Genomic DNA, 17,101 nt, shown 5'->3' with positions numbered 1-17,101 from the left:
ACTATTTTATATTAATTGATATTTTATTTATTCTTCTTCAGAATCCGGACCATCTGTCTGCGCATCGGCGTTCTGTTGATCTTCCGGTGCTTCAGCATTATCATCAGGGAAAAGTTCTGCAACTGCCGATACTCCTTCATCATTCGTAACTTCAGCTCCTTCGTCTTCGGTAATTTCCTCTTCAACATCCTTATCCATTTCTACTTTTGCAATGGCTGCAATTTCGTCATTTTTCTTAAGATTGATAAGTCGTACGCCCTGTGTATTTCTACCCATTACCCTCATTTCATCCATATTCATACGGATAGCAACGCCGGATTTATTGATGATCATCAATCCGTCCTCGTCGGTTACGTTCTGGATAGCGATCAGGTTTCCGGTCTTTTCGGTAATGTTTAGGGTGATTACCCCTTTTCCGCCTCTGTTGGTTTCCCTGTAATCCAGTACGGCGGTTCTCTTACCGTATCCTTTCTCAGATACTACAAGGACGGTTTCAGTTTCCAGATCATTCACAACAATCATTCCGATTACCTCGTCGTTTTCATCCATGCTGATTCCACGGACCCCGATAGATCCTCTTCCTACTTCCCTTACTTTTTCTTCAGGGAAACGGATACATTTACCGTTTTTGGTCGCAATCATGATCTGAGATGTTCCGTTGGTAAGGTAAGCCCCTAACAATTGGTCGTTGTCCCTGATTTCGATAGCATTTACCCCATTTACCCTTGGTCTGGAATAGGCTTCCAGCGATGTTTTCTTGATCGTACCGTTTTTGGTTACCATCACAACGCTCATCTGGTTTACATATTCGGAATCTTTCAGGTTATTGGTTCTGATGTATGCTTTGATTTTATCGTCCGGTTCGATGTTAATTAAGTTCTGCACGGCTCTTCCTTTTGCCGTTTTGGAACCTTCCGGAATTTCAAATACCCTCAGCCAGTAACATCTTCCTTTTTCGGTAAAGAACAGCATATACTGGTGGTTGGTAGCTGAAACGATGTACTCCAGGAAGTCGGCATCCCGTGTGGTGGCCGCTTTATTTCCTACACCACCCCTGCTCTGGATTTTATATTCGGAAAGTGAAGTTCTTTTGATATATCCGGCATGGGATATCGTAAGCACTACGGATTCGTTCGGGATGATGTCTTCGATAGACATTTCACCGCCTGAATAATCGATTTCCGTTCTTCTTTCGTCGCCATATTTTTCTTTTACTTCGATTAATTCATCCTTGATGATCTGGAATCTTCTCGGTTCGTTGGCCAGGATATCTTCCAAATCAGCAATTTCTTTCATGATCGAATCGTATTCATCACGGATCTTATCCAGCTCCATTCCGGTAAGACGGGCCAGACGGAGATCAAGGATAGCCTGCGCCTGAAGCTCGGAGAGTTCAAATGCCTCAATAAGTCCTTCTTTCGCAGCCTGCGGATTGGAAGAGTGACGAATAATGGAGATGGCTTTGTCCAAAGCATCCTGGGATCCGATCACTTTCATGAATCCTTCCAGGATGTGTGCTCTTTCTTTTGCTTTTCTGAGCTCGAACTGTGTTCTTCGTACGATTACTTCATGCCTGTGCTCCACGAAATGGTGGATGATATCTTTCAGGTTCAGTTGTTCCGGTCTTCCGTGAACCAACGCAATGTTATTTACACTGAAAGAAGTCTGAAGTGCCGTATATTTATATAATAAGTTCAGGACTACATTTGGGATCGCATCATTTTTCAATTCGTAAACGATACGAAGCCCGCTTCTGTCCGATTCATCCCTGATTTCGTAAATTCCCGGAATTTTTTCTTCTTTAACAAGCTCTGCCGTTCTGGCGATCATTTCCGCTTTGTTTACCTGGTAAGGAATTTCATTTACGATGATGGCATTCCTGTTTCCGATTTCTTCGAAAGCAACCTTGGCCCTCAACACGACTCTTCCTCTTCCGGTATGGAAAGCATCCCTTACTCCGTCGTAACCGTAAATGATTCCGCCGGTAGGGAAATCCGGAGCAATGATGTGCTGCATCAGCTCATCGATGGTAATTTCTTTATTGTCGATATAAGCGCAGATGGCATCCACCGATTCCGAAAGGTTGTGCGGCGCCATGTTCGTGGCCATTCCTACAGCAATACCGGAGGTTCCGTTTACCAGCAGGTTAGGGATTTTGGAAGGCAAAACCGTTGGCTCCTGTAAACTGTCGTCGAAGTTATTCTGGAAATCTACCGTTTCCTTGTCTAGATCGGAAAGGATATCATCGGAAATCTTTTTCAGTCTTGCTTCGGTATAACGCATGGCTGCAGGCGGGTCACCATCCATGGAACCGAAATTTCCCTGCCCGTCTACCTGAGGGTAACGGAGGCTCCAGTCCTGAGCCATCCTTACCATCGCATCATATACAGAGGAGTCTCCGTGCGGGTGATACTTACCCAAAACGTCTCCAACAATTCTCGCAGATTTTAAGTATTTTCTATTAGAAAAAACCCCTAATCCATACATACCGTAAAGCACTCTTCTATGAACGGGTTTCAGGCCGTCTCTTACATCGGGTAGCGCTCTTGAAACGATAACCGACATCGAATAATCGATATAAGACGACTTCATTTCATCAACAATGTTGATAGGAATCAGTCTTTCTCCTTCTTTTTGCATAAACAAATTTATTATAATGATATTCAGACCCTTAAAAGTACGTCTGAAAATTATTTATTTCCCTTTTTTAATAACGGGCTAATTTACGAAAATTTTGTCGATTTTTGCGGTAAAATTTATCCAAAGAATCTTAAAAATTCATAAAAATATGAGCGTATTAAGCATAACTTTTCACTGTACGAAAAACCGTCTGGAAGAATGGCAAAATTACATGGATGAAACCCTGGTTTTGATGACGGAAAACCTGATGGATGTCAGCCAGTATATCCTTTCAGAGGTACACAGCGACTATATTGAGGAAGGTAAGAATTACAACCTTCTTCTTATTTTTGAAAATGATGAACTTCGCGAAGATTTTATTAAAAGCGAAATGGAGAATATTGCAGAAAGGGTCGAACTGAAATTCGGTCAGGAAGTCATGATCTTTAATACTTTCCTGAACCCGAAGAAGATGAAATTGTAAATAAGCCTGAGATTGAAACAAAGGTTATAAAACTATTAAAAAATTCCCGGAGCAAAAAGTTCCGGGAATTTTCATTCGTTATGATTTCTTATTCATCGATTTTCTGTCAAAAATAAGATCTGTCTGGGCACTGTCGAAATTTTTGTCCATCATCCCATGGGGTCTTCTTGGAGGTTCCGGCGGTCTCGGCGGTCTTGGTGGCGGATGACAGGCACTGGTTGCATACGCCAAAACAAAGGCTCCGAAAATTTTAAGTAAAGATTTCATATCATTTTATTTTTTGATTCGGTATATAGTAATCAATGGCAATGCCAATGTTATTTTTTAAGGCAAATCCAATAAAAAAATCACTGAATCTTCGTCAGCGCTAATGATGTCTCTATCGATGTCTTACAACCACCACAGGTCTGTTGTAATAAACCCGGTGAGGCCTTGAGTAGCAAAGGTGTCTTACAGGCCTGTAATAGTGCCTTTTATAATAATGTCCGGGTGGCCTGCGGTATTTCACTTTCTTGTAATGTGGCCTGTGCGGTCTATGGTAATGATGTTTTTTCGGTCCGTGGCCACGACCATAGCCCCACTGGACCGGCGCAGCCTGGGAATACGCCAGGGAAAAAACAAAAACAAGTAATCCTAAAAATTTAGTAAGCACCTTCATAATATATTATTTTCAAATTACAAGATGAAATGCAGCAATAGCGATGCCGATAAAATTTTACGGATAAATTTTTCACATTTTTTAAGGAATTTTATTACTTTTTTGAATTTATAATACAGCTTGGTGTTTATTATTATTCATCAGCTTCTTTTTCAAAAGGATTCCTGATTTTTACTAAAAGGCACTAATCTTTCAAAATAAAAACGATCAATTGCCCATATTCCATAATTTCAAGAATATTTATTTTATGGATCTCATACTGTGCAGAATTTTACTTACTTTTGGCTTCAAGTAATTTTCCGTTTGTAACTTCACAATTTTAAATCATTTAACCTAGTTTTACCATGAAAAAATTATTTTTTTGCCTGAGTGTTTTTCTTTTTCTTTTCAGCTGTACGAAAAAAGATGCCGGACCTAATGTAACAGGCGCGGATGCCGAAATAAGTAAAGTGCTGGAAAAGTTTTATGAGGCTTATGGTAAATCAAGTGAAACCCTTTACAGCAAACCTATTGCAGAAGATGTATTCACTCCGGAAATCAAAAATGAAATTGAGGAAATCATCAGTGCTTCAAGAAAAGATATGGAACGTATCAGGAAAAGTGCACATCCGGAAGATAAACCTCTCATTTTGGAAGGATCGGTTTTTACCAGCCTTTATGAGGGATATACCCAATATAAAATCAATTCCATAAAGATTAGAGATTTAAAGCCGGAAGTAAAGATTGCCGACGTAACTGTAGGATTTGAAAACGCTTCCGTTTCACCGAAAATACAATGGTCTGAAAACGTACATCTGGTCAATTCCCCTGGCAACACATGGAGAATCGACAACATCACTTTTGATAAGATAGCACAGGTGAAAGATCTGAAGACAAGACTGAATGATCTTCGTGCAGAATTTAAATAGGATAAGTAAGAATATATGGGCTGGAAGTGGGATTCAGTATACCGAAGTTTTTTCTTTCAAAAACAACCGCTGATTATATTATCTCCGTAAAATTTTTTATTTAAATAAATATACCATCAAAATTATATAGAACAAGGCTGCCACCATCAGGCAGCCTTTGCAATTATAGGCATTGAACAATCGGAAATTCGCTGTAAATAAACAAAGCCACACAGAATCTGCATGGCTTTGTACAAAAATTTATGAATGTTTTTTATCTGTTGTCAATTTCTACCGTTACAGGCATTACATAAGTATATGCAACCAGATTATTATCGTTAAGTTTACTGCGGTCTACTTTATAATCAAGTTCGCTTAAAACCATTTCAATCTCTTTGCTTACGCTTTTGCAATCGCCACTGGAATGTACATTTACAATTTTTCCCTTTTTAGATATATCAAACTTAACAATAGAGTTCACTATCCCCTGCTTATAATCGGTATTGGTAAAATCGAAGTTATCCATCAAACGGGTTCTGATATCATTAAAAGTATCGCTTTTACTAAGCTGAATTTCCTGAATGGTATTATCGGTATTGGTTTGCGCTTTTGCTGTATTCATCATTGTCATACATCCGAAAGCAAATAAGGAAACGATATATATCTGAATTTTATTTTTCATAAGTCTTTGGTTTTAAATATTATATTACCGTTATTTTTTATTTCTTAACCAAATTTATTAAAAATATTAATACTAAATTCATATTCGGTTAACATTCAGTTAACATTAAAATTTAAATACTTGATTTCCAATATGATAATTTTTAAAATAAGTACAAAATTTAATATTGGAAGTGTTATATTACAGTGAATAGACTAGAAAAACCTATTTTTTAACTAAGAACGCTTTACCTTTATATATTACTAAATACCAGAAAATAAAAACGCATAGAACGGAGAACAGAATATTTTCGATCTTAAAAAAGCCAAAAACATTCATTAAAATCAGTCGATTAACTGAGTAAGACAGCAAAATCTGAAGCGTTACAAGCAAAATCAGCAGCATTGATCTTTTCAGCCTATTTTTTAAATAATTAAAAATTGATGCCCCTATTAACGAAAAAAGCAGGAAATAAATAATCCACCAGAATGAAACTCTAAAAACCCCAAAGCCAAAAGAACCTTCAGCATCTCTATGAAAATAGGTGAGATCATCAAATCCTGAATTTACATTGTAGATCATAAATAAATATTCTTTGACTGCTAAAAGTAAATTGAGAAGCAAGAGAAAGATGAAATTAGAGATGATGAGTTTTTTCATAGCTGGTTAGTTTAGATGTATGAAAATAAAAAAAGAATCTGCTTTCACAAATTCTTTTCTATAACTAAGTTCGTATTTTAAAGTCCTTCGATAATTCTTTTATTTTCCAGTTCATCAATGATGAATCTTGCATCACTCTCACTAATATATTTCATCTCATACAGCCAATGAATTCTGCTTATCTGTGTATGAACAGGAATCAGATTATCTACCTTGTAATATTCTTTCAGGAAAAATTGTTTTTTACTTTCTTTTATATTTGATATAAAACGATCTACTTCGCTCATTTCTTTTTTTGTATAAGAAAAAATCAGTGGTTTGGAAGCCGTAATACTTTTAGCATTCTCCTTTCTGAATTCGTTATTACATAGTGCCGTAACAATAAGAGAAGGAAACAATGCGGCTATAAATACAATCATGCCCATCTTTTGAGACAGCTGGTATCCTTCATTGATCACAATAGTTAATAATATCGAATTAAAAAGCATTGAAATAACGATTCCGATCAAAACAGGATCTTTCTTTTTCCTAAACACAGCTTCATCAAATTGAATATCAGGAAAATAAACTTTATATTCATTTATTTCTTTTGTAAAATTATTTTTGACAAAAACCCCATCCTCCTGAATTTCAAAATATTTTGAATTCCGTCCGTCCTTTTGTGTTAATGTTTCCATCTTTAAATATTACTCAAGCTCCCGCTTCAAAAACTTCCCGGTCAGGCTTTTCTTCGATTTCACGATTTCCTCGGGTGTTCCCTGGGCGACGATCTGGCCGCCATGTTTTCCGCCTTCGGGACCGACATCAATGATGTGGTCGGCCAGTTTGATCACATCCATATTATGCTCAATAATAATGAAGGAATTTCCTAATTCTACCAATTGATTAATAGCGTCCATCAGGATTTTCACGTCTTCGAAATGAAGCCCGGTGGTTGGTTCATCCAGAATATATAAGGTATTTCCAGTCTGTCTTTTGGCCAGTTCGGTCGCCAGCTTGATCCGTTGGGCTTCCCCTCCGGACAGCGTGGTAGACTGCTGCCCCATGGTAATATAACCTAACCCGACATCCTGCAAAGTTTTAACCCTTGAAAAGATCTTCGGAATCGGCTGGAAAAATTCCACCGCTTCATCAATCGTCATATCTAAAACATCGGAAATCGATTTTCCTTTGTAGCGGACTTCCAGGGTTTCCCGGTTAAAACGTTTTCCGTTGCAGGTTTCGCAATGTACATAAACATCCGGTAAAAAGTTCATTTCAATGACTTTCAGACCACCGCCCTGACAGGTTTCGCATCTTCCGCCTTTCACATTGAATGAGAATCTTCCCGGCTTGTACCCACGGATCTTAGATTCCGGCAGTTCTGCAAAAAGGTTCCGGATGTCCGTAAACATCCCGGTATAGGTAGCAGGATTGGAACGTGGTGTTCTTCCGATAGGCGTCTGGTCGACATCCACGATTTTATCGATGTGTTCAAGACCTTCGATTTTTTTATATGGCAGAGGTTCCTGCACCGCTCTGTAAAAATGCTTGTTGAGGATCGGATACAATGTTCCGTTGATCAGGGAGGATTTACCACTTCCTGAAATACCGGAAACCACTACCAGTTTCCCTAAAGGGATATCCAGGGTTACGTTTTTCAGGTTATTTCCCGTCGCTCCCTTCAGAATGATATGTTTTCCGTTTCCTTTGCGTCTTTCCGCAGGAACTTCGATCTTTCTTTTTCCGTTAATGTACTGAGCGGTGATGGTATCGGCTTTTAACAGATCTTTCGGTTTGCCTTGCCACAAAATCTCCCCACCGAATTTTCCGGCTCTCGGACCGACATCCAGCACCTCATCAGCTTCCAGGATCATGTCTTTGTCGTGTTCCACCACCAGGACAGAATTCCCGATGTCGCGGAGGTTTTTTAATGAATTGATCAACCGCTCGTTGTCCCTCTGGTGAAGGCCAATACTCGGTTCGTCCAGAATATACAAAACGTTCACCAACTGCGATCCGATTTGCGTAGCCAGACGAATCCTTTGGGACTCCCCTCCTGAAAGCGTCCTGGAACTCCGGCTCAGGCTCAGGTAATCCAACCCGACATCCAGCAGAAATTGGAGCCTGGTTTCGATTTCCTTTAAAATTTCATAAGCGATAATGGCATTTTTCTCTGAGAATTTATCTTTAATGTCAGCTAACCATTCTTTAAGATCAATCAGACTTAAAGCGTTGACCTCAGCTATATTCTTTCCGTCAATCTTAAAACTTAAACTTGAAGGCTGAAGACGGGTACCTTTACATTCCGGGCAGGTTTCTTCGGTTGTAAAATGCCTTTCCAGCAATATCGCTTCGTAGGATTCCCTTTCCTCGATAATTTCTTCCATGAAAGGAATGAGGCCGTCGAAACTGATCTTGATTTTTTTGGTAATTCCTGCGTATTTCAGGTCTTTATTAAATTCCTTATGGCAACCATTATAGATATAGTCCAGTGCTTCTTCCGGAACATCTTTCATCGGCGTAGCCATGCTCAGCCCAAAGATCTCCAGGATATTTTTAATTTGAGCAATAATCCATTTATTGGATTTCAGATCTTCCAGCGGCAATAAACCTCCCTGATTGATCGAAAGTTTCGGATTGTCTACAAAATAATCCGTATTGATCTTTTTGATTGTTCCTAATCCTTTACAGCTCGGGCAGCTTCCTTTCGGAGAATTGAACGAAAACGTATTCGGTTCCGGCAGAGCTAATGAATGCCCGGTTTCGGCGTCCATTAGGTTTTTGGAAAAATATTCAATCTCCGTGCTTCCGAGTTTCTGGATCCCGATCAGGCCTTCCCCCATTTCCATGGCCGTACGCAGCGATTTTTCCATCCTGGCTTCGGAAGCCGATTCGCCGATGATCCAACGGTCGATCACGATATCGATATCGTGGGTTTTATAACGGTCAAGTTTCAGATCATATTCAATATCCTGCAGTTCGCCGTCGATTCTTGCCTGTCCGTACCCTTTCTTGGCCATCTGTACGAAAAGTTCATGGTAATGCCCTTTTCTGGCTCTTACTACCGGAGCCATGAGCATGATCTTTTCGCCTTTGTAATTTTCTTTAATGGTTTGCAGGATCTGATCTTCCGTATAACTTACCAGTTTTTTTCCGGTCGTTTGTGAATAGGCATCGGATACCCTTGCAAACAAAAGACGAAGGAAATCGTAAAGTTCCGTAACGGTTCCTACCGTTGAACGCGGGTTTTTATTGGTGGTTTTCTGCTCGATGGCAATTACCGGAGACAGTCCTTCGATCTTATCGACATCGGGACGTTCCAGCCCGCCAAGAAACTGTCTTGCATAGGCAGAAAAGGTTTCAATGTAACGGCGCTGGCCTTCTGCAAAAATAGTGTCGAAAGCCAGAGATGATTTTCCGCTTCCGGAAAGTCCGGTGATGACGACCAATTCATTGCGTGGTATCTTGACGTTGATGTTTTTAAGGTTGTGTTCACGGGCTCCGTAAACTTCAATATATTCTGTTGATTTACTCATAATTTGGAGTGATTTTACCAGAAAATCACGATGTGCAAAATTACGGAATTTTATGGAATTTCCGATGTTAAAAAGTGTTAGGAATTTCTCTTGAAGTAAAGAGAGCGATCCTGTACTATCTAAATCTCAAAACCACATTGCACAACGATTACCGGCAAATATGTTACGCCAGTTTTATGCCATAAAAATGAAAACCATCAAGAAGCATTGAAAGTTGTTGTTCTAAGTTAAAATAATCTTTATGCTCAACGCAGGCCCACCTCAACCTTTGGAATTTTCCCACGAAATCTTATTGGTTTAAAAAAAGATCAATTAAAATCCAGATCTTCATTGGTAACTTTAACCCGGTATTCGATTCCGTCGATGGCTTTTGAGACAATCTGGTTCCTGAGAACATTGGCCATATTTTCCCAGTATGCCCTTCCGTAGAAAGAATAGTTCTGCGGAACGATCTCCACGTCTACAGTCCGGATGAAACCTTCTTTCGGTTTGTTGCTGATCATGGTGCCACGGGTAACCCTTACCTCTTTCAGCTCATCTTTTAAAACCATCCTGCAGTAGTTTTTCACATCTTCCAGGGAAATGATTTTATCTCTGGTTGTCAAAGCATATTTATAGGCCTGAATACTGTCGGTTCCTTTTTGCTCTTCCGCGCCGCCGATACTTTCCGTAAGCAATACCAATGTCTGGGATTTCAACTGATTGGAAAGCTCCGTTCCCGGGCGAAGATGATTGGCAAGGGTGGCATGGGTAATCCAAAATGCCGCGTACGTATGATCTGTTTTATCTACGGGCTCCATGATAACGTAATTCAATTCCTGTTTTGCGTTCCTTTTAGCATTGTTGACCTTCTGCACCATCGATTTCATCTTGTCGGACATTTCACTGAGGACACCTTTTACATTATCCCTGTTCAAAAGTGAAAATGCTGCGATTTCATCCCTCGTAAGTTCCAGCACATTCGCGATCATATCCACCGCATTCCGGTTGGTGAATCGTTCCATTCCTCCTTTTCTCACAGTGTACAGCCCTTTTCTAAGATCATCATTTGGAGTAAAAGGAATTTCAGTGTATCGTCGCCCTTCCCCATCCTGCACCTCGTCCACATAAAGGAAGTGTTCGCCTTCATCCGTAACCAGCGGAATATTATTGCCCATAATGTCCAGGCTGTATTCCGTTTTTTTCCATCCCCGGTTGTAAATGGGAAAAGCATTCAGCACAAAAGAAAAGTTATCTAAAATCTCTGCTGAGAACTGGGGCGGAAACTCCAGGGTCAGCCACAGGTACTTTTTTCCATCGATGTACTTTGTGATCTCCTCTTTATAATCAACAAAATCAAGATTATCCGGAAGCTTTCCCGGCTTGGAAAACAAGGATGCTGAAATACCGGAGATCTCGATAAATTTATGATGGTAAATGCTTTTAACGTCTTCAATGATTTTATTCTGAATGGATTGTTCCCGGAACATCTGCTCATAGCCGTCGGGCTGGGTGCTTTTGTAATAGGTCAGCCCTTCTTTTACAAATAAAGGATTTCCATTGCTTGACACCGCGATGTAGGGCAAAAGGTTGTAAGTAAAATCGAGATGTTCAAAAGCGGGATTCGAGCAGTATACGCTTACATTTTTAGGAAAGGTTTCGTGGGTATATTTTGAAACATCGATTCCAATGGTGACTTTCCTGTAATCTTCCGGCCTTCCCTGAAACCTGGCGATCGGGATCTTATTGAGACGGTCGTCTATTCCATAACAGGTATTCCCGACAAACATAATGGAAGTCTGTGCCTTATTGATACGCACGTTTCCGATGGGTGTAAACGGGATATTGATCTGTTTATCGGATTCCGATTTTATAGTAGAGGTCATCTGCTTTTTGAAAAAGAATTCGGTATGGTCCAGCAGCATCTCCGAAGATTCATATGGCTGCGTAAAAGCAATGGCATGAGACGGGATCGGATGGGTATAAATGGATGGTGTCAGCAGCTTGGCCAGCTTTTCGAGGATCCTGGCATTTACGGTCTGTATCTCGTTATTGGCTTTAAAAATTTCCGTGCTGAAGGCATCGATCAGTAATTTCACAAACGGGTCCAGCGACTGCGGGCTTTTCAGTCCCCAGACTTTGGTGGCATTCTGAAGCATTCTCGCTTTTACCGATTCTTTGGAATATATATTCTGGTCTAAATTCATAAATGGTGTGATTGTGGTGTAAAGAATTAATCGATCGACATCGGGCTCAGGAAAAGTTCCGTGGAAAAACTGAACCGTTCCCCGGAATGTTCCATTTTTGCGTTGATGGCAATTTTTACTTTCTTCTTGATTTCAGTGTGTTCTTTGGTATCGTAGCTGTGTTCTACTATCTGAATATGGGCATCGATCTGCGGCTGTACGATGCGGGGTTCGTATTCCTGGATCTGCCTTTTTAAGCTTTTAATGAAAACCGCTTCCCATACGGCGCTGGTAATCCCGTTATCGAACTCAAGGTTCCAGACGTCGTTTCCGTAATTTTCATCATATCTGTTTTCACCTTTTTTGGTGGTGATCAGCAGCATAATGTTATGGGCAATGCTTTCACCCATATCGCAGGTATCAATGCTTCCCCCTTCCGTCATGAGTGCTGCCGGAACAAAAGGCATTCTGTAATTTGGTGTATCCATGATATCAACTTCTTTGTTTTTCCTTTATCATTCAATTACCTGAAAAGGAAATACCAATTTAATCATTTTTCGTGAGAAAAGGAATGGCGGAAAGGAAAATTTCTTGGGGCAATGGTGAATTCTGCTGCGCAGGTTAATGGTCAATGGTGAATTTTGCTTTGCATATGAATGGTGAATTTTTATTGTGGGAAAAATTGACAAGTAAAGCAGGGTGACTATTTGTCATTTGTGATCCTGTCAATACGTTAATGATTAATGGTCAATAGTCAATGGTTAAAAATTGTTTTCGGTCATCCTAAAATTCACGAGCGAAGCGGATTGACTATTCACCATTCACTCTAAAGACCACCCCGTCAAAAATTCCTGTGGAATTTTTGACACCCCTCCGATTTCGGAGGGGAATTTCGGTTAAGGTATTTAATTATTGGTTTGATGATTGTTGGTGATGCGCGAGGATGCAAGAGAATAAGATTGTCATGCTACTGAAAGATGCCAGGAATTTGGCTGTCAAATCTTTATACCGCTAATACTTATCTTAAATTTTATTTTTTTAAATCAGCAGAACTCAATTTTATCGGAGATAAAATCTTTGCGTATTTCTATTCAATTTATTTTAGAAATGTTTTGCGCCCTAACGCTTTCCAACATTAATCAAAAAAGCTGCCCGGATCCGGACAGCTTTGAAATTATTGCGCTTTATTCGTTTTATTGATGAAGTAATAGACCGGCAGTCCCAGCAGAACCATCAGGAAGCCGGGCCAGGTATATTGCTGTTTGTAGATCAACAGTAAAATACAGAATCCTGTTCCGATCAAAAGGTAAATCATCGGGGTAACAGGATACAGCCATGTTTTATACGGCCTTTCCAGATTCGGCTGTTTGATTCTTAAATAAATAACCCCGAAAACCGTAATCATGTAAAATAAAACAATCACGAAAGAAATCATGTCCAACAGGTTTCCGTACTGTCCGCTCAGGCAGAGGAGCGAAGCCCAGACGCCCTGCATCCAGAGCGCATTGGCAGGAACTGCATTTTTGTTGTTCTGCTCAGCCTGTTTAAAGAACATTCCGTCTTTGGCCATCGTTTGGAACACCCGCGCTCCGGCAAGGATCAGCCCGTTATTACAGCCGAATGTGGAAACCATGACCAGAACCGCAATAATGGCTGTTCCTGCACTTCCGAAGATAAAGTGTGAAGCGGCTACCGCTACCCTGTCGTTTTCGGCAAATGCGATGGAATCCCGGTCCAGTGCATTCAGGTACACATAATTGACGGCAATATATAAAATCATTACGGCTGAAGTTCCGTAGATCATCGATTTTACGACATTTTTCTTTGGATTTTCTATTTCTCCTGATACGAAAGTCACGCTTTCCCAAGCCACAGAGCTGAATACGGAACCGACCATTGCAGCGGCAATACCGCCCAGCAGAGTCATTCCGCCGATGGGTTCCCAACCCTCTTTAAGGAAATTTCCCAACGGGTCTTTTTTAAGGTTGCTGAAAGACTCAAATCCGAAACTGAAATTTTCCGCAAGGTGGGAAAAATCGACCAAAATAAATCCGGCGGCAATAAGTCCCAGCAAAGCCGCAATTTTTGAACCCGTAAAAACATTCTGTAACAGTTTTCCGCTTTCAACACCTCTTGTGTTTATATAAGTGAGTAAAATAATAACGGCAATGGCCAGAATCTGAATCCAGGTAATCATGAATTCCCCGCTCTGGAAAATCGGGGCTGCGTTATTTAAAGAAGGAACCAGATAAGCGGTGAACTTCCCGAAGGCCATGGCTACGGCAGCAATGGTTCCTGTCTGGATCACAGTGAAGAGTCCCCAGCCATAAAGAAAACCCATTCTCCTTCCGAAGATCTCTTTGAGATAGGTATATTGCCCGCCTGCTTTGGGATATAGGGCTGAAAGTTCACCATAGCTGATGGCTGCTGCGACCGTCATCACTCCCGTGATTACCCACACGGCGATCATCCAGAGTCCTGAACCGAGGTTCCGCATCATGTCTGCGGACACAATAAAAATCCCGCTTCCGATCATAGAACCCATCACCAGCATAATGGCATCCCAAAGTTTTAGTTTTTTCTGCATATGTAATTATAGGTTCCAAATATAAATAATTATAGGATTGCTTTTCTGTTTTGTTGCAAAATAGGTTAAAAGACGAAGGTTGGGTGCCAGAAGTTTTTCCTGTCAGGGCAAAGAAAATTAATATCATTTAAATTTGCATGCTAAAAGTCAGATAACTCCAAGTCTGTTTATAGCTTCAATATTAACGTGGGTTCGATGTAAAAGTATAATATCAATCGAAATAACTAATGTTATCCTGAGCCAGTTGAAAGGAACTCTTTACTATATGATATCTGATAATACGGCTTTAACCTAAACCTATCATAATTTTTGGCTAAAGCCGTTTTTGCGTGTGCGTTAATAAAGCGGACTAAAGTCCGCTCCTATTGATAAATATAATAGTTTAAATATCAAATTTTTAATCCTTTATTATATCGAAATCCCACTAACACTGAAGAATTAATAAGTATCCTCTCATTACTTTAATTTAAATCATGTATTGATTTTTTATTTTTTTTCAGCTCAATAAACTGAATTTCTTACTATTATGAATAAGATTTTTTATTTGGATAAACCATTAAGCAAGAGTCTGTAAAAAATTATCGAATAAATAGTAAACAACTCTTATCATTAATTTTTGCATTTTGAGATTCGGAATTTATTAGTACTTTTGGAAAAATATTAAAAATGAAATTCAAAGCGATATTATTTGCGATAGCCGTAAGTGCTTCATCATTAGCTTTTGCACAGGAAACACAAAAATTCGGTCCGCCTGCAGGGAATGCCGTGGTAGGTGACGTTTACGGAGGCGGTGTTGCTTCCAATACCGAATCCAAAGCGATCTCCGTTGATAAGCTTAGCAAGAAACTTAAAAAAGAAAATAAAAAAGTAGAGAATGTTGCGGTAAAAGGAAAAGTAACGGATGTCTGCGATAAAAAAGGATGCTGGCTGACGTTACAGACGGACGATAATTCCCAGTTCTTTGTAAAAATGAAGGATTACGGATTTTTCGTTCCAACCGCTTTGAAAGGTAAGACTGTTGTAATGGACGGAACTGCCGAAAGAAAAGTAACATCCGTAGAGGAACAGAAACACTATGCTGAGGACGCTAAAAAACCAAAGGCGGAAATCGATGCCATCACAAGCCCGAAGGAAGAAATCAGGTTTGTTGCGAACGGAATTAAGGTCGTGAACTAAGAATCAAAAAGAATTAACTTGCATAAAACAAAAGCGGAACCTGAGTTGGCTCCGCTTTTTTACTTAATCTTCAATAGTGAAATCTACTTTAGCATCCAGCTTCGGATATTTGTTCGGACAGACAAATGTCTTTCCTGTACAATCGATTTCCTTCCAGCCTTTTTTATGCTTCACGTCTCCTACTTCAACCACAAAAGGGACAAAAGAAATTTCATCCTTGCCTTCCTCAAAAATTTCCCTGTACTGAACCGCTATATCGAGAATACATTCGTGTCCGGTATTCAGTTTTACATTCCGGTAAATAATATCGTAGTGCGTTTCCCTGTTTTCAGGAATTTCCAAATACGATTCCCAACCTTTGGTTCCGGAATTTGATTCTGAAATTGCTTTTAATGCATAATACAGAGCGACCGTGTAATATTTCCGGGTTTCTTTTCTCGTGTAATCATTTACAAAGTGTCCGCCTTCAAATAATATGGTCGGCATTCCGGCTTTAATAAAATTATCGCCTGTCGAGGTCGGATAAAATTCATCGGAATATCTTCCGATCTGATTCGGGATTAATGCTTTTAAATGATGGTATACTTCCGCAATTACAGCCATACATTTCTTCCGGTTTTCAGTTATCGTTCTTTCAACGTTTTCAGAAGGTGCCAGAAAGGACAAGGTTGCCGGATGGATTCCGTCTGTAGTAAAAATAGTTCTTTGCTCATGAAGATTCAGGGCATAATCATATTTTTCAGAGGCTACGATATTTTTCAGATATTTAATTTCGGTACTGGCTTCGTTATGGAAGTCACGGTTGAGATCTATTTCAGCAGCATTAAGCCGGGTCCATTTTTCGGAACCGTCAGGATTCAGCATAAAAATAAAATCAAGTGTGATCTTACCGAATAGATCTTCTCTCAATTCCGGAGCCTTATTGAGTGTCGTTAGCAAGTCAAGCATCGCATGCGTTGCGTTCGACTCATTACCGTGCATTTGTGACCAGGCAAGCACATGGATACTTCCGGTTCCGATCGTCACTTTATAAATAGGTTTTTCTAAATACGACTTTCCGATCTCCTGAATATAATCGCTGAGATTTGCCTGCAGATAAGAAAATAATTTTTCAGGAGAAATATACCGATTAGGAAAATTTGTATTCGGAAGATAGATCTGTTCAAAATTCATTATAGGCTAGTTTACAATAGTCAAATTTACTTAAATTTTATGATAAAAATATAATTTACATTTGTGATTTAATTAAACAATACATACTGTCAAAATGTCTGTTGATAAAATTGTGAATTGATTAAAATTTAATATCTAATATTTAATTGAATGAAATTCAAAAACTTAAAGACTTTATCTAGATCAGTTATTAAATATTACTTTAAGTCTGTAAATTAGTGTTTATAAAGAAATATGGAGAAATTATTTAAATAATTCCAATGTGGAAAACTGCTTGTTTACTTTTGTATACAAATGTAAATTCATGTAATCTATATTCAATTTTTCTATAACCGTTTACAGATTTTAAAAAGTTTAAAAATGTAAAGTTGCTTATTTGTATACAGAGATCCAACGGTCATATAATTTATACAAAAAGAGGCCCAAATGATGTTTGAAAGTTACTTTTAATCTACTTTTACAATCGTAAATAGCATATATATGCATTATAAGAAGGTTTATTTATCTCTTCTA

Annotated in this window: 14 protein-coding genes; 3 read left to right on the top strand and 11 right to left on the bottom strand. The window is 39.3% G+C overall.

Translation table 11 applies throughout. The features are described 5' to 3' along the window. Positions 1-27 precede the first annotated feature (27 nt). The gene (gene gyrA / locus ACED20_RS10010) at positions 28-2,640 is read right to left on the bottom strand and encodes a DNA gyrase subunit A (protein ID WP_294230229.1); all 2,613 of its coding nucleotides are present in this window, start codon (positions 2,638-2,640) and stop codon (positions 28-30) included. A gap of 148 nt (positions 2,641-2,788) precedes the next feature. Here gyrA and ACED20_RS10005 point away from each other — a divergent pair, with 148 nt between their 5' ends. After that, a complete protein-coding gene (locus ACED20_RS10005) occupies positions 2,789-3,103 on the top strand; it encodes a DUF4286 family protein (RefSeq protein WP_294201352.1) in 315 nt (104 codons plus the stop codon). 78 nt (positions 3,104-3,181) lie between these two features. Here ACED20_RS10005 and ACED20_RS10000 read toward each other — a convergent pair whose 3' ends face one another. Next, entirely contained in the window at positions 3,182-3,370 is a 189-nt protein-coding gene (locus ACED20_RS10000; RefSeq protein ID WP_294230236.1) for a hypothetical protein, read from the bottom strand. A gap of 112 nt (positions 3,371-3,482) precedes the next feature. Beyond that, a complete protein-coding gene (locus ACED20_RS09995) occupies positions 3,483-3,761 on the bottom strand; it encodes a hypothetical protein (protein WP_378104388.1) in 279 nt (92 codons plus the stop codon). Between the two features lie 344 nt (positions 3,762-4,105). Between ACED20_RS09995 and ACED20_RS09990 the strand changes: the two genes are divergently transcribed. Beyond that, entirely contained in the window at positions 4,106-4,669 is a 564-nt protein-coding gene (locus ACED20_RS09990; RefSeq protein WP_294309000.1) for a hypothetical protein, read from the top strand. A 253-nt stretch (positions 4,670-4,922) separates the two neighbouring features. Here ACED20_RS09990 and ACED20_RS09985 read toward each other — a convergent pair whose 3' ends face one another. From ACED20_RS09985 to ACED20_RS09955, 7 genes are all read right to left on the bottom strand, one after another. Then, positions 4,923-5,330: a hypothetical protein gene (locus tag ACED20_RS09985; RefSeq protein ID WP_378104386.1), complete on the bottom strand. Its 408-nt coding sequence runs from the start codon at positions 5,328-5,330 to the stop codon at positions 4,923-4,925. Between the two features lie 204 nt (positions 5,331-5,534). Then, positions 5,535-5,969 (bottom strand): hypothetical protein, encoded by a 435-nt coding sequence (locus ACED20_RS09980; protein ID WP_294238158.1) that lies wholly within the window; start codon positions 5,967-5,969, stop codon positions 5,535-5,537. Positions 5,970-6,046: 77 nt separating this feature from the next. Continuing rightward, on the bottom strand, positions 6,047-6,646 hold the full coding sequence (locus ACED20_RS09975; protein ID WP_294201346.1) for a hypothetical protein: 600 nt from the start codon (positions 6,644-6,646) through the stop codon (positions 6,047-6,049). A 9-nt stretch (positions 6,647-6,655) separates the two neighbouring features. After that, positions 6,656-9,487 carry an excinuclease ABC subunit UvrA gene (gene uvrA, locus ACED20_RS09970; RefSeq protein WP_378104382.1) on the bottom strand — a complete coding sequence of 944 codons (2,832 nt, stop codon included), beginning with the start codon at positions 9,485-9,487 and terminating at the stop codon, positions 6,656-6,658. Positions 9,488-9,795: 308 nt separating this feature from the next. Continuing rightward, a complete protein-coding gene (locus ACED20_RS09965; RefSeq protein WP_378104379.1) occupies positions 9,796-11,673 on the bottom strand; it encodes a type VI secretion system baseplate subunit TssF in 1,878 nt (625 codons plus the stop codon). Between the two features lie 26 nt (positions 11,674-11,699). Then, a complete protein-coding gene (locus ACED20_RS09960; RefSeq protein WP_294201342.1) occupies positions 11,700-12,140 on the bottom strand; it encodes a GPW/gp25 family protein in 441 nt (146 codons plus the stop codon). A 686-nt stretch (positions 12,141-12,826) separates the two neighbouring features. Further along, entirely contained in the window at positions 12,827-14,239 is a 1,413-nt protein-coding gene (locus ACED20_RS09955; protein WP_378104377.1) for an APC family permease, read from the bottom strand. Between the two features lie 666 nt (positions 14,240-14,905). Here ACED20_RS09955 and ACED20_RS09950 point away from each other — a divergent pair. After that, positions 14,906-15,415, top strand: coding sequence for a DUF4920 domain-containing protein (locus ACED20_RS09950; RefSeq protein WP_294222168.1), 510 nt, complete (start codon positions 14,906-14,908; stop codon positions 15,413-15,415). Positions 15,416-15,478: 63 nt separating this feature from the next. Here the strand turns inward: ACED20_RS09950 and ACED20_RS09945 are convergent, their stop codons facing one another. Beyond that, positions 15,479-16,588, bottom strand: coding sequence for a M14 family zinc carboxypeptidase (locus ACED20_RS09945; RefSeq protein ID WP_378104375.1), 1,110 nt, complete (start codon positions 16,586-16,588; stop codon positions 15,479-15,481). Positions 16,589-17,101 lie beyond the last annotated feature (513 nt).

It is taken from the genome of Chryseobacterium sp. sg2396 (genome assembly GCF_042610505.1).
Taxonomy (GTDB): Bacteria; Bacteroidota; Bacteroidia; order Flavobacteriales; family Weeksellaceae; genus Chryseobacterium.
This window is presented reverse-complemented; position numbering and strand designations above follow the sequence as displayed.